General features: G+C 74.3%; 13 protein-coding genes. 4 read left to right on the forward strand and 9 right to left on the reverse strand.

Features of this window, described 5'->3' with window-relative positions; genetic code table 11:
• The first annotated feature begins 64 nt into the window (after positions 1-64).
• Complete coding sequence (locus tag ACIRBX_RS20825) at positions 65-481, forward strand: VOC family protein (protein WP_402298530.1); 417 nt, start codon at positions 65-67, stop codon at positions 479-481.
• A gap of 7 nt (positions 482-488) precedes the next feature.
• On the opposite strand, the gene ACIRBX_RS20830 is transcribed toward ACIRBX_RS20825, so the two are convergent.
• Positions 489-1307 carry a MerR family transcriptional regulator gene (locus ACIRBX_RS20830; protein ID WP_402298531.1) on the reverse strand — a complete coding sequence of 273 codons (819 nt, stop codon included), beginning with the start codon at positions 1305-1307 and terminating at the stop codon, positions 489-491.
• Positions 1308-1760: 453 nt separating this feature from the next.
• Positions 1761-2294, reverse strand: a complete 534-nt coding sequence (locus ACIRBX_RS20835) for a hypothetical protein (RefSeq protein ID WP_402298532.1) — start codon at positions 2292-2294, stop codon at positions 1761-1763.
• A gap of 84 nt (positions 2295-2378) precedes the next feature.
• Here ACIRBX_RS20835 and ACIRBX_RS20840 point away from each other — a divergent pair, with 84 nt between their 5' ends.
• Entirely contained in the window at positions 2379-3353 is a 975-nt protein-coding gene (locus ACIRBX_RS20840) for a DMT family transporter (protein WP_402298533.1), read from the forward strand.
• Between the two features lie 19 nt (positions 3354-3372).
• On the opposite strand, the gene corA is transcribed toward ACIRBX_RS20840, so the two are convergent.
• Positions 3373-4485 carry a magnesium/cobalt transporter CorA gene (gene corA / locus ACIRBX_RS20845; protein ID WP_402298534.1) on the reverse strand — a complete coding sequence of 371 codons (1113 nt, stop codon included), beginning with the start codon at positions 4483-4485 and terminating at the stop codon, positions 3373-3375.
• A gap of 488 nt (positions 4486-4973) precedes the next feature.
• Here corA and ACIRBX_RS20850 point away from each other — a divergent pair, with 488 nt between their 5' ends.
• Complete coding sequence (locus ACIRBX_RS20850; RefSeq protein ID WP_402298535.1) at positions 4974-5591, forward strand: suppressor of fused domain protein; 618 nt, start codon at positions 4974-4976, stop codon at positions 5589-5591.
• Between the two features lie 38 nt (positions 5592-5629).
• Here the strand turns inward: ACIRBX_RS20850 and ACIRBX_RS20855 are convergent, their stop codons facing one another.
• The 5 genes from ACIRBX_RS20855 to ACIRBX_RS20875 form a co-directional block, all read right to left on the reverse strand.
• The gene (locus tag ACIRBX_RS20855) at positions 5630-6478 is read right to left on the reverse strand and encodes a PHP domain-containing protein (protein ID WP_402298536.1); all 849 of its coding nucleotides are present in this window, start codon (positions 6476-6478) and stop codon (positions 5630-5632) included.
• A 71-nt stretch (positions 6479-6549) separates the two neighbouring features.
• Positions 6550-7188 carry a DUF6758 family protein gene (locus tag ACIRBX_RS20860; RefSeq protein WP_402298537.1) on the reverse strand — a complete coding sequence of 213 codons (639 nt, stop codon included), beginning with the start codon at positions 7186-7188 and terminating at the stop codon, positions 6550-6552.
• A gap of 261 nt (positions 7189-7449) precedes the next feature.
• Positions 7450-7596, reverse strand: a complete 147-nt coding sequence (locus ACIRBX_RS20865; RefSeq protein WP_402298538.1) for a hypothetical protein — start codon at positions 7594-7596, stop codon at positions 7450-7452.
• 281 nt (positions 7597-7877) lie between these two features.
• On the reverse strand, positions 7878-8750 hold the full coding sequence (locus tag ACIRBX_RS20870) for an alpha/beta fold hydrolase (protein WP_402298539.1): 873 nt from the start codon (positions 8748-8750) through the stop codon (positions 7878-7880).
• 333 nt (positions 8751-9083) lie between these two features.
• Complete coding sequence (locus tag ACIRBX_RS20875; RefSeq protein WP_402298540.1) at positions 9084-10655, reverse strand: DEAD/DEAH box helicase; 1572 nt, start codon at positions 10653-10655, stop codon at positions 9084-9086.
• A gap of 593 nt (positions 10656-11248) precedes the next feature.
• On the opposite strand from ACIRBX_RS20875, the gene ACIRBX_RS20880 reads away from it, so the two are divergent.
• The gene (locus tag ACIRBX_RS20880) at positions 11249-12004 is read left to right on the forward strand and encodes a ferritin-like fold-containing protein (RefSeq protein WP_402298541.1); all 756 of its coding nucleotides are present in this window, start codon (positions 11249-11251) and stop codon (positions 12002-12004) included.
• Between the two features lie 7 nt (positions 12005-12011).
• Here the strand turns inward: ACIRBX_RS20880 and ACIRBX_RS20885 are convergent, their stop codons facing one another.
• Positions 12012-12287: a hypothetical protein gene (locus ACIRBX_RS20885; protein ID WP_402298542.1), complete on the reverse strand. Its 276-nt coding sequence runs from the start codon at positions 12285-12287 to the stop codon at positions 12012-12014.
• Positions 12288-12413 lie beyond the last annotated feature (126 nt).

Raw genomic sequence — 12413 nt, forward strand, 5'->3', positions numbered from 1 at the left:
GGTCACGGCAGTTGATCATCCGTCAGACGGAGTGGTCGTCAGCTGACAGGGGAGGGGATGGCGCATGAACGGTACGGCACACGTACGGATCGCCCGGCCGAGCAGGGACCTGGTGGCGGCGGAGCGGTTCTGGATCGAGGGGCTCGGGCTGAGCGTGCTCTGGCGCTCGGAGCCGGAGCCGGATTCGGGGGAGCACGCGCTGCTGATGGCCGGGTGGCCGGACGCGGCGTGGCACCTGGAGCTGGTGGATGCGGGGGAGGTCGTGCCCGTGCCGACGGTGGAGGACCTGCTGGTGGTCTACCTGGGCGGCGAGGTGCCGGCCGGACTGGTGGAGCGGCTGGAGGCGCACGGCGGCCGCCGGGTCCCCGCGCACAACCCGTACTGGGGCCAGTGGGGTGTGACGGTCGAGGACCCGGACGGCTACCGGCTGGTGCTCTCCACCCGGGAGTGGTCCAACGCCGCCGCGCTGGGCCCGTCCTGATCCGGCGTCAGTCGAGCGGCTGCTGGAGCTCGGTGACCCAGGTGGTCTGCGGGCCCTCGCACTCCAGGTAGAGCTCGCGGACGTACCCGACGGCTCGCTCGCCGGTGGCCTCCGTCCAGCGGGCCATCAGCTGCTCGGCCGGGAGCACCTGGTCCATCGCGCCCCGGTGGACCAGGGTGGCGGCGCGCGGCACGGCGGGCAGGTCGGCGATCTCGAAGCCGTGGGCGGGGTCGGGCTCGGCGTTCACCGGCAGCGCGGCGTACGCGCGGACGCGGTCGGAGCCGGGCTCGGCCTCCTCGTAGTACGCCAGGCCCGGCCCGGCGACGGTCAGGCCGGCCCGCTCCACCAGGGCGCAGAGCCGCCCGAACAGCGGGTCGATGACGGGCCCGACGTGCTCCGGCCCGAAGCTCTCCGCCACGGCGGACAGCCGGGCCACCCGGACCGCCGGCAGGCTCTTCACCACGATGTCCTCGGTGGGCATGTGCCCCTCGCTCTCGATCGAACGGAGCCGCGACTCGACCCGGGTGAGCCGGCTCTCGGCCTCCGCCACCGCCTCGGCGAGCTCGGCCCGGCGCAGCCGCAGCATGCCGCGGAGCTCGTCCGGGGACACCTGCTCGTCGATGATCCCGGCCACCTGCTGGAGGGTGAAGCCGAGGTCCTTGAGCGCGATGATCCGGTTGAGCCGGGCGAGCTGGGCCGCCTCGTAGCCCCGGTAGCCCGTGAACGGGTCCACCCGGGCCGGGGCGAGCAGGCCGATGGCGTCGTAGTGGCGGAGCATCCGGACCGACACCCGGCCGTGCTTCGCGAAGTCTCCGATGCTGAACATGATGAGGGGTACTCCAGGGGCTGACACGGTGTCAGGGTCAAGTGCGGAAGCCCTGCGGCGGGCCGGCGGGAACCACGCGGGGGGTCGGGGCGGTGGGAACCGGGCAGCGGCCCGACGGTTGCGATGGTGGGATCCATGCAGCGGCCCAGGGGCGCGGGGAACTGCGCGCTGCGGGAGGCACAGAGCTGACTGCCGGGTGCGGGGGTTCACTTGCAGGTGGTTGTCCGTACCCGGCGGGTGGGTCTGGTTCTTCCGCTTCGCGCAGTTCCTCGCGCCCCTGGCTGCCCTTCGGGCAGCTGGGGCGTGTGCCGGGTGCGGGGGTTCACTTGCAGGTGGCTGGCCGTACCCGGCATACGGGTTTCGTTCTTCCGTTTCGCGCAGTTCCCCGCGCCCCTGACTGCCCTGCGGGCAGCCGGGGCGCCCAGGGCAGCCGGGGTGGCCGGAGGGCAGGGGTCAGCGGGGGCGCTTGAAGAGGAGCTTGGGGAGGCCGGCCGGGATGGGGCGGCGGGTGGTGGCGGGGGTGGGGAGGGGGACGGCCTGGTGGGAGGTGTCGGGCATGGTGCCGGGCTTCTCGGTGAGGGGGCCGGCCGGCTCCAGGCGGAGGACGCGGCACTCGCGCGCCCAGCGCTCGCCGATGGTGTCGGTGTCGGGGGCGTTCAGCCGCTTGCCCTTGAGCTCCTCGACCGCACCGGTCCACGCCTCGCTGCCGGCGGCCAGCTCGCTGACCCGGGCCGGCCAGGCGGTCAGCCGGCCCCACTTGTCCTTGCTGCGCACCGTCACCTCGGCACCCTGACCGGCCGTCAGGCCGTGCAGCGGCTGCTCGCCGCCGTCCCCGACCACCACCACCGCGCCGTCGTGCCAGGCGTGCCAGACCGGGCGGGCCTGCGGCTGCCCGTCGGCGCGCACCCAGAGCAGCCCGGACTTCTTGGCGGCCTCCTCCAGCAGGGCGCGGTCCAGCAGGTCGTCGGCGGCGATCGTGGGCTCCATGGCGGACAGCGTACGGCCTGCCGTCCGGGGCCCGTCCCAGCAGACAGGACGACAGTTCCGTACACGCGTCACAGCCCTTACGGTATGAGCCGAAGCCCGCGCACCACCCCGAGGAGCACCGTGCCCGCCGCCCGGCCCGAGACCGCCACCGCCGCCACCGTCCAGGCGCCCGCCACCGTGCCGGGCGGGGCTCCGCTGCCCCGGACCGACCTGGTGCTGCTGGCCGTCTCGATCGCCGGCATCTCGCTCTCCGCGCCGCTGATCACCGCCACCGCCGCGCCCGCGCTGGCCATCGCGTTCTGGCGCAACGTCATGTCGGTGGGCGTGCTGGGCCCCTACGCGCTGCTGCGCCACCGTGCCGAGCTGCGCGGGATCGGCCGCCGGGCGCTGCTGCTGGCGATGGCCGCCGGGGCGCTGCTGGCGGCGCACTTCGCGCTCTGGATGCCCAGCCTGCGGATGACCTCGGTGGCCTCGGCCACCGCGCTGGTCACCACCACCCCGCTCTGGACCATCCTGCTGATGCGGCTGCTCGGCACCCGGGCGCCCCGGCTGGTCTGGATCGGCACCTGCGTGGCCTTCGCCGGGGTGCTGGTGCTGACCGGTGTCGACATGTCGCTCTCGCCGCGCGCGCTGCTCGGGGACGCGCTGGCGCTGGCCGCCGGACTGGCCGCCGCCGGGTACATGCTGCTCGGCGCGGAGGTCCGGCGGACCGTCAGCACCACCGCGTACACGCTGGTCTGCTACTCCACCACGGCGGTGGTGCTGCTCGGGATCTGCCTGGTGGCCGGCACCCCGATGACCGGCTGGGACCTCGGGGTCTGGGGGCAGATCGCGCTGCTGATGGTGACCGCCCAGCTGCTCGGCCACTCGCTGAGCAACCGGGTGCTGCGCACCCTCGGCCCGACCGTCACCTCGACCGCGATCCTGCTGGAGACCCCGGGGGCGGCGCTGATCGCCGCGCTCTGGCTGGGCCAGCTGCCGCCGGTGGCCGCCTACCCGGCACTGCTGGTGATCCTGGCCGGCCTGGCCCTGGTGATCCGGGGCCAGGGCCGGAGCTGACGGTGGGTCAGGGGCGCTGTCAGAGCCAGCCGTTGCGGCGGAAGCCCCGGTACATGCCGACGCAGAGCGCGCCGATGCAGGCCATCACGATCGGGTAGCCGTACTTGGAGTGCAGCTCCGGCATGTAGTCGAAGTTCATCCCGTAGACGCCGGTGACCATGGTGGAGACGGCGAAGATGGCCGCCCAGGCGGTGATCTTGCGCATGTCCTCGTTCTGCGCCACCGAGACCTGGGCGAGGTTCGCCTGGAGCAGCGAGTTGAGCAGCTCGTCGAAGCCGTGCACCTGCTCCACCACCCGGGTCAGGTGGTCCGCCACGTCCCGGAAGTACTTGCGGATGTCCGGGTCGACCAGCCGCTGGCCGGGCTCGGAGAGCTGCTGCATCGGGCGCAGCAGCGGGGTCACCGCGCGCTTGAACTCCAGGACCTCGCGCTTGAGTTGGTAGACCCGGCCGACGTCGGCGCCGCGTCCGCCCTTGTTGGCGAAGACGTCGAACTCGATGTCGTCCACGTCGGCCTGGAGGCGGTCGGCGACCAGCAGGTACTGGTCCACCACCTGGTCGGCGATGGCGTGCAGCACGGCGGACGGGCCCTTGGCCAGCAGCTCGCCGCCGCCGTCGCTCTCCAGCCGGCGGCGCAGCTGGCCGAGCGAGCTGTGGCCGCCGTGCCGGACGGTGATCACGAAGTCGGGGCCGACGAAGACCATCAGCTCGCCGCTCTCGATCACCTCGCTGGTCGGGGTGAGCGCGTCGTGCTCCACGTAGCGGATGGTCTTGAAGACCGCGAACAGCACGTCGTCGTAGCGCTCCACCTTGGGGCGCTGGTGCGCGTGCACCGCGTCCTCGACCGCCAGCGGGTGCAGGCCGAAGCGCTGGGCGATGCCCTCGAACTCGGCCTCGGTCGGCTCGTGCAGACCGATCCAGCTGAACGATCCTGCATCCGTCTCCCGGGCCGCGCGGACCTGGCGGGCCGCCTCGCGGGGGCTGCACTTGGCGCCGGCCCGCTTGCCGTCCAGGTAGACGGCGCAGTCCACCACGGCCGAGGAGCTCTGGTCGCCGGCGGCGGCGTCGTACTTGGGCGCGGTGCGGCGGGGGCGTGGGCGGACGACGGCACGGAGGTTGTCGATCATCGACATGACGGGCTCCTCGGGCAGGAACCGTCGCACGGCGGCGCTGAGGGCAGACCGTGGTGCGGCGGAGCGGGCGGCACGTTCGTAGCGGCCGAGGCCGGTGTTTCCGGAGCCGGGGAAGAAGTCCTGCTGCCTTGCTGGGGCGCGGTTTGGACGCTGCGGCTTCGGGGAAGGTGCTCTCCCGGCCGGACGTGACGCTGCCTCAGCTGCTCGTCGGGCCGATCACCGCGGGGTGATCGGACGGGGTGCCACGGAGGGGCCCTGCGGAGAGGGGCCTCAGACGAGGCTGACGAGGACGGAGCGGAGGCGACGCGGCCGGGCAGAGCTGCCGGTACTGCATGGTCGGCTGGTATCCACCGCAACCACCTCCTTCACGTCGTGGCCCTGTTGGTGAGTGATGCCCCAGTGGCCAGCTCCATACCCTAACAGTTGACGGGCCGCCAGCGCTGGGGGTCTGCCGCCCCGGCCTGTCAACCGGGCGTTAGGGTCTGCCCATGGCGCACGATTCCCACGACCCCGCCGAGCTCTCCCGCACGGCCGTGCTGGCCGCCGTCGAGGCCCGCTTGCTGGCGACTTTCGGCGAACCGAGCGGCCGGGCGGCCGTCACCTTCCTCGGCGCGGACCGGATCGAGGTGCTGCGCTTCGGCCCCGACGCGGCCGGACTGGTGAGGTACGTCACGCTCGGCATGTCAGCTGCGCCGATGACCGACCCGACCTCGGTGGTGGCCGATCCGGTGCGCGGGCCGCGCACCGAACTGGTGCTGACGGTCCGTGGGGGGCGCGACGACGTGCTCCGCACGCTGGCCACCTTCGCCGCCACCCCTCAGGTGGAGGGTCTGGTGGTGGCCCCCGGCGCCTCGCTCGACCTCGGCTCCCCGCTCTGGGCGGGCGCGCCGTTCACCTCCGTGCTGACCGGCGAGCCCGGCGGGCTGGTCGAGGACCTGGAGCTGGCCGAGCCGGCCGAGCCGGTGCGCTTCCTGCCGCTGCTGCCGATGACGCCGAACGAGGCCGCGCACAAGCGGGTGCACGGTGCGGCGGAGCTGGAGGAGCGCTGGCTGCGGCACGGCACCGACCTGCGGGACCCGGAGCGGCGCGGCGTACCGCTCGACTGACGGACGGTCAGCCGTGGCCCGCCCGCCGGGCCGTGCGGTCAGCCGGTGATCGGGGCCGCTCCGGTCGCCTGGGCCAGCAGGGCCTCGTAGACCTCGGGGGCGGTGGTGTGCTCGCCGAGCCGGACGGTCTTGCGGCTGCCGTGGTAGTCGCTGGAGCCGGTGGCCAGCAGCCCCAGCTCGGCGGCCAGCGCGCGCAGGCGCTCCCGGGTCTCCGGGTCGTGGTCGGTGTGGTCCACCTCCAGGCCGCCGAGTCCGGCCCCGGCCAGCTCCCGGATGGTGGCGTCGGAGACCGTACGGCCGCGCTTGACGGCTCCGGGGTGGGCGAAGACCGGCACCCCGCCGGCCGCCCGGACCAGCCGGACGGCCGTCACCGGGTCGGTCTCGTGCTTGGGCACGTCGGCCCGTCCGCCGTTGGCCAGCCAGTCGGCGGTGAAGGCCGCCGAGACGTCCGGCACCACCCCGGCCTCGACCAGTGCGCTGGCGATGTGCGGGCGCCCGACACTGCCGTCGCCCGCGATCCGCTGCACCTGCTCCCAGCTGATCGGCGCCCCGAGCTCGACGCACCGCTCCACCACCGCCCTGCCCCGGCGGAACCGGTCGGTGCGGACCAGCTCGCGCTCGGCCGCGAAGGCCGGCTCGGTGGGGTCGAAGAGGTAGGCCAGCAGGTGCATCGAGATCCCGCCGGTCCGGCAGGACAGCTCGGCACCCGGCACCACCGTCAGCCCGGTGCCGCGCACCGCCCCGGCCGCCTCGGCGTGCCCGGCCACCGTGTCGTGGTCGGTCAGCGCCACCACGTCCAGCCCGGCGGCCACGGCGGCGGCGACCAGCTCGGCGGGGGAGTCGGTGCCGTCCGAGGCGTTGCTGTGGGCGTGCAGGTCGATGCGCACTTGCTGGTCTCTCCTCGCGGCCGGGGCTCGTGGGCGCTCAGCCTACGACCCGGCCCGCCCGGGAGCGGCGGCTACCCCAGCAGGCGCGGGGACAGCGCTCCGCACGGCAGCAGGCTCAACTCGGCGCCGGCGTCCCGCAGATCGGTGAGCACCAGCTCGTCGTACATCATCAGTGCGGACTGCTCGGGCCAGGCCACCGCCCAGATCCACAGCCCGCGCGCCTCGCCGACGTAGACCGCGCGGTCGTCCGGCGCCTCCGGCACGTGGAACATCGGAGTGGGCCGGCCGGCCGCCGTGACCTTGGCGTCGGCGGGCTTGTAGAGCGAGACCGAATCGCCCGGATCCGGGCCGGGCAGTCCGGCGTACCGGGCGCCGAGCCCGACGCCCAGCTCCTCGGCCACCAGCACCAGCTCGCCGAAGCCGCCGAGCGGGGCCGGGCCGGAGCAGGCCACCGCGGTGGCGCGGGCACCTGACACGTCGTCACCCGCGTGCGCGATCCCGGTGAAGAGCCAGCCGACCGGCAGCGGCCAGGGCAGCCAGACCGGCACCTGCGAACGGGCGACGGCGACCCCGAGGGCTTCCACGCTGGGCGGCAGCACCGGCTGCATCGGATGAACCGCGCCGTGCTGGTCACACTGCCAGGTGTCGGAGAAGAGACCGGGTGCGCGGACCCGGGCCGCACACCTCGGGCAGCTTGGCTCGCCCCTCATGACGGACAACGGTCCTCCCTCCGGAGCGCCGCGTCAAGGACGATCACCCGGATGGAGTGGCGCTCCGCCGGGGGTGGTGGGCGGCCCCGTTGGGGGATGTCCCGCCGGGGCCGGTGGCAAACGTGCGCCAGCTCGCGGCCGGTGGCGCGGCCCCGCCGCACTGCGCCGGGAACGCACTGACGCCCCGTCACCGGGATGCGGTGGGCGGGGCGTCGGTGGGTATCGGGACGTCGGACGCGGCCTCGGCCGGTCCGTCGCCGGTCAGACCGCCTTGCACGGACGGATGTAGATGCGCTCGCCGGTGACGGCGGCCCGCTCCACGTACTCGCGGACGGTGTCCGCGTCGGCGATCAGTCGGTCGGTGGCGGCGCCCTGGACGTCGTCCAGGCGGAGGATCTCGAAACGCATGGGTCGCTCCCTTCCCTGCCCCGCGCGGAGCGGGGCCTTGGTGACAGCTCGGTCTTCGTCGTCCGGTGGTGCTGCTGTCCTGTACATACGGTGTCGCACTGCTGGATCGGGCGGGTTGCCCGCCCGTTAAGTCCCGGTTTCGGCGCATCGGCGCCGGTGTGCTTCGACTGCTCCAACCAGGCGCCGGGCTCGGTGATTCCCGGACAGAATCAAATATTACCTGAACTAAAGAAATTGTGCCCGGGATGAGCCCCGGCGTCCTCCCGCCGGGGGCTGCTCCGTCAGGTCAGGTCCCAGAAACCGGCGAGTACGGCGGCCGTGGCGGCGGGCTGCTCGGCGTTCGGCGAGTGCAGCGCCCCGGGGACGGTGGTGTGCGGCACGCCGAGGCGGTCGGCCATCGCGATCTGCTCCTCGACCGGCCAGGCGTAGTCCCGCTCGCCGGACACCACCTGGGCCGGCAGCCCGGCGGCCGTCAGCGCGGCCAGCTCCGCCACCCGGTCCGGTGCGGAGATCAGGTGGCCGCCCATCGCGATCAGCGCCTCGGGGCGGTTCGCCAGCCAGCGGCGGTGCAGGAACGCGCCGATCTCCGGCTCCGGGGCGGGCCTGTCCCGGTCCATGTCCTGCATCAGCTGCCAGATCTCCTCCAGCGTCAGCCCCCCGGCCAGCGCGTCGACCAGCAGCCCGGTGCGGGCCGCCTCCGGCGGGTCGATCGCGGCCGGACCGGTGGAGAGCAGGGTCAGCGAGCTCCAGGGCAGCGCGGCCCGGTCCGCCGCCAGCGTGGCCTGCCGGCAGACCTGGCCGCCGAAGGAGTGGCCCAGCAGGTGCAGCGGGGCGTCGGTGGGCAGCGCGGTGGCGAGCGCCAGCAGGTCCAGGGCGAGCCGGTCGATCGCGTAGGCGGCGGCGTCGGCCGGGCCCCCGGTCTCGTACTGGCCGCGCTGGTCCACCGCGACGGTGCGGTACCCGCGCTCGGCGAGCGGCTCCAGGAGGGCGATGAAGTCCTCCTTGCTCCCGGTGAAGCCCGGCACCAGCAGCGCCGTCCCGCGCACCGGGCCGGCCGGTTCCCCGACGAAGGCCGCGAAGCTCCCCCGCTCAGCGGTGGCCAGCCGGACGGCACCGGCGCAGACGGGCAGCTTCAGGAAGGGGGGAGTGCTCACCGGCAGAGCGTATGCCACCCGCTCTGCCGCCCGGGGGGCGTGCGGGGCGGCGGACGGGCGAGTCGGGGGCGCGCGTGCCTGGTGGGCGGTTGCCCGGAGGGGGAGGCAGGTGGTCGCCCCGGGGCGCGGGGCACTGCGCGGGTCGGGAGGTGGGAGCCGTGGGCCGGGTGCGGGGAATCACGTGCAGGTGATCGTCCGGTCCCGGCGGACGGTTGGTTGCCTTCCGCCTCGCGCGCCTCCGGAGGACCCGACCGTTGCCGCCGTGGGACGGGGAAGTGCGACGGGGCCGGCGCTCCGTGGTGGAGGGCCGGCCCCGTCGGGGTGGTGCGGGGACTACTCGGCGGCCGGGGCCTCGGTGGCCGCCGGGCGGCGGGTCCGGGTCCGGGTGCGGCGCTTGGGGGCCTCGCCCTCGACGGCCGGGGCGGCCTCGGTGGCGGGGGACTCGACGGCGGCCTCGGCCGCGCGCGGGCGGCGGCGACGGCGCTTGGGGGCCTCGCCCTCGACGGCCGGGGCGGCCTCGCCGGCCTGGGCCGGGATCACCGGGGCGGCCTCGGTGGCCTTGGCGGTGTCGACGGCCTGGCCGTCGGCGCCCACGCCGCCACGGGTGCGACGACGCTCGCGCGGCTTGCGGGCCGGCTTCTCGGCGACCGGGGCGGCGGCCTCGGCCGCGGGAGCGCCACGACGGCCGCCACGGGTCCGGGCGCCACGGCCGCCGGTCTCGCCGAGGTCCTCGATCTCCTCCGCCTTCAGACCGGCCCGGGTCCGCTCGGAGCGCGGCAGCACACCGGTGGTGCCCGGCGCGATCTTCAGCAGCTCGTAGAGGTGCGCGGAGGTGGAGTAGGTCTCCTCCGGGTCGCTGAACGGCAGGTCCAGCGCCTTGTTGATCAGCTGCCAGCGCGGGATGTCGTCCCAGTCGACCAGGGTCACGGCGGTGCCGGAGGCCCCGGCGCGGCCGGTGCGGCCGATCCGGTGCAGGTAGGTCTTCTCGTCCTCGGTGCACTGGTAGTTGATGACGTGCGTGACGCCCTCGACGTCGATGCCGCGGGCGGCGACGTCGGTGCAGACCAGCACGTCCACCTTGCCCGAGCGGAACGCGCGCAGCGCCTGCTCGCGGGCGCCCTGGCCGAGGTCGCCGTGGACCGCGCCGGCCGCGAAGCCGCGCTGGGTCAGCTGGTCGGCCACGTCGGCGGCGGTGCGCTTGGTCCGGCAGAAGATCATCGCCAGGCCCCGGCCGTCGGCCTGGAGGATGCGGGAGACCATCTCGACCTTGTCGAGCGAGTGGGCACGGAAGACGTGCTGCTCGATGTTGGCCACGGTGGCGCCGGTGTCGTCCGGGGCGGCGGCCCGGATGTGGGTCGGCTGGCTCATGTAGCGGCGGGCCAGCGAGATGACCTGGCCGGGCATGGTGGCCGAGAAGAGCAGGGTCTGCCGCTTGGCCGGCAGCATGGTGATGATCTTCTCGACGTCCGGCAGGAAGCCCAGGTCGAGCATCTCGTCGGCCTCGTCGAGGACCAGCGCCTTGACCTTCGAGAGGTCCAGCTTGCGCTGGCCGGCCAGGTCGAGCAGGCGGCCGGGGGTGCCGACGATGATGTCGACGCCCTTCTTCAGCGCCTCGACCTGCGGCTCGTAGGCCCGGCCGCCGTAGATGGCGAGGACCCGCACGTCGCGGACCTTGCCGGCGGTCTGCAGGTCGTTGGTGACCTGGGTGCAGAGCTCGCGGGTGGGCACCACGATGAGCGCCTGCGGGCTGTCCGAGAGCTGGTCGGGGGTGGCCCGGCCGGCGTCCACGTCGGCCTTGACGACGACCCGCTCGATCAGCGGGAGGCCGAAGCCGAGGGTCTTGCCGGTGCCGGTCTTGGCCTGGCCGATGACGTCGTGGCCGGTCAGCGCGACCGGCAGGGTCATCTCCTGGATCGGGAACGGGTGGACGATCCCGACGGCCTCCAGGGCCTCGGCGGTCTCGGCCAGGATGCCCAGGTCCCGGAAGGTGGTCTTGGTGGGTTCAGCGGTGGTGGACAGGGTGCTGCCTCTTCCATGTGGGTGGGCCGAGAGCGAGAGGGCGGCGGGCAGCCCCGCGCGAGGTGTCGGGCCGTCCTGCAGCCCGCTCCGTCGTCACGAGGTCGCACAACCGCGCCGGCCCCTGTGCCCTGCCGACCCGAGCGGCCCGGAGGGGGCGCGGGGTGCGGCGGCGTCGGGGAGGATTCCCTTGAGGGGCGCGGCGCGGGACCTGCGCCGGGGGGCGGCGTGGTCCGCGGCGGCCCTCGCTCGGCCACTGATGCGGTGCCAGGGCCCGAAGTCCGGGCCATGGTCGGAGCCGATCGGCTCTCCGACCGGGCATCCGCGTACGTGAACGCCCGGTGTCCTGCGCGGCACCGTCGTGTGCCGCCCGGATACATCGGGCCTCACTACCACCATACAGTCAGGCGACGACTCGAACACGTGACGTGCCCTACTCCGCGCAGACCCCGCCTGTTCAGCGAGGTACTAGGGTGACGGGAATGGAGACTCAGGCCGCCGACGACGGCACCCCGCTGGACGCTTCCGTCACTCCCGACACCCCCGCCTCGATCGGCGGCTGGGACGCCCGGGCGGTCGACCCGGGGTACCGGGCCGCGGTGCTGGACCTGCTCGGTGCGCTCGCCTACGGCGAGCTGAGCGCCTTCGAGCGGCTGGCCGAGGACGCCAAGTTCGCCCCCGGGCTGGTGGACAAGGCCGCGCTGGCCAAGATGGCCTCGCACGAGTACCAGCACTACCAGCAGCTGCACGACCGGCTGGTCGAGGTCGGGGCCGACCCGACCGAGGTGATGACCCCGTTCGTCGAGCCGCTGGAGAACTTCCACCGGATGACCGCGCCCTCGGACTGGCTGGAGGGCCTGGTGAAGGCGTACGTCGGGGACGCGATCGCGACCGACTTCTACCGCGAGGTGGCCGTCCGGCTGGACGACGACACCCGGGACCTGGTGCTCGGGGTCTCGGCCGACACCGGGCACGCGCAGTTCGCGGTGGACCGGGTGCGGCAGGCGATCGAGGAGGACCCCCGGGTCGGCGGGCGCCTGGCGCTCTGGGGCCGGCGGCTGATGGGCGAGGCGCTCAGCCAGGCCCAGCGGGTGGTGGCGGAGCGGGACGCGCTCTCCAACCTGCTGGTCGGCGGCGCCGAGGTGCAGGGCTTCGACCTGGTCGAGGTCGGCAAGATGTTCAACCGGATCACCGAGGCGCACACCCGGCGGATGGCCGCCCTGGGGCTCGCGTCCTGACGGCGGATCAGGCGTGCCGGTGCCGTCCGTGGCCGGCCGCCCGGTCCGGGCGGGCCAGGACGGAGAGCAGCAGGCCCGAGCTGACCGCCGAGAGCAGCAGGACCAGGCCGGGCAGCCGGCCGTCCAGGGCGTAGCCGGAGACCACCCCGCCGAGCAGGGCCGAGACCACGGCGGTACCGACCGTCAGCACCCGGGAGAACGGGTAGAAGTCGGCGAACAGCAGCAGCGCCACGGCGGCGACGGCGAGCCCTATGGCGGCGAAGGCGATCGTCTGCAGGACCACGGGCGGGCCTCCCAGGTGTGGGGCCGGGGGCGGGGGTGCCACCCCGCCCCTACCCCGTACCGACCTGTGGTACGCGCGCTCGAACGCGGAAGGCCGCCCCACCGGACGGTGGGGCGGCCTTCCGCG

Origin of the sequence: Kitasatospora sp. NPDC096147, assembly GCF_044763225.1 — a bacterium.
Taxonomy (GTDB): Bacteria; Actinomycetota; Actinomycetes; order Streptomycetales; family Streptomycetaceae; genus Kitasatospora.

Coding starts and splice junctions, on each gene's coding strand:
- ACIRBX_RS20825 (WP_402298530.1), top strand. CDS start 65: ATGAACGGTACGGCACACGTACGGATCGCCCGGCCGAGCAGGGACCTG.
- ACIRBX_RS20880 (WP_402298541.1), top strand. CDS start 11,249: ATGGAGACTCAGGCCGCCGACGACGGCACCCCGCTGGACGCTTCCGTC.
- ACIRBX_RS20850 (WP_402298535.1), top strand. CDS start 4,974: ATGGCGCACGATTCCCACGACCCCGCCGAGCTCTCCCGCACGGCCGTG.
- ACIRBX_RS20840 (WP_402298533.1), top strand. CDS start 2,379: ATGAGCCGAAGCCCGCGCACCACCCCGAGGAGCACCGTGCCCGCCGCC.
- corA (WP_402298534.1), bottom strand. CDS start 4,485: ATGTCGATGATCGACAACCTCCGTGCCGTCGTCCGCCCACGCCCCCGC.
- ACIRBX_RS20835 (WP_402298532.1), bottom strand. CDS start 2,294: ATGGAGCCCACGATCGCCGCCGACGACCTGCTGGACCGCGCCCTGCTG.
- ACIRBX_RS20865 (WP_402298538.1), bottom strand. CDS start 7,596: ATGCGTTTCGAGATCCTCCGCCTGGACGACGTCCAGGGCGCCGCCACC.
- ACIRBX_RS20830 (WP_402298531.1), bottom strand. CDS start 1,307: ATGTTCAGCATCGGAGACTTCGCGAAGCACGGCCGGGTGTCGGTCCGG.
- ACIRBX_RS20875 (WP_402298540.1), bottom strand. CDS start 10,655: ATGACCCTGCCGGTCGCGCTGACCGGCCACGACGTCATCGGCCAGGCC.
- ACIRBX_RS20860 (WP_402298537.1), bottom strand. CDS start 7,188: ATGAGGGGCGAGCCAAGCTGCCCGAGGTGTGCGGCCCGGGTCCGCGCA.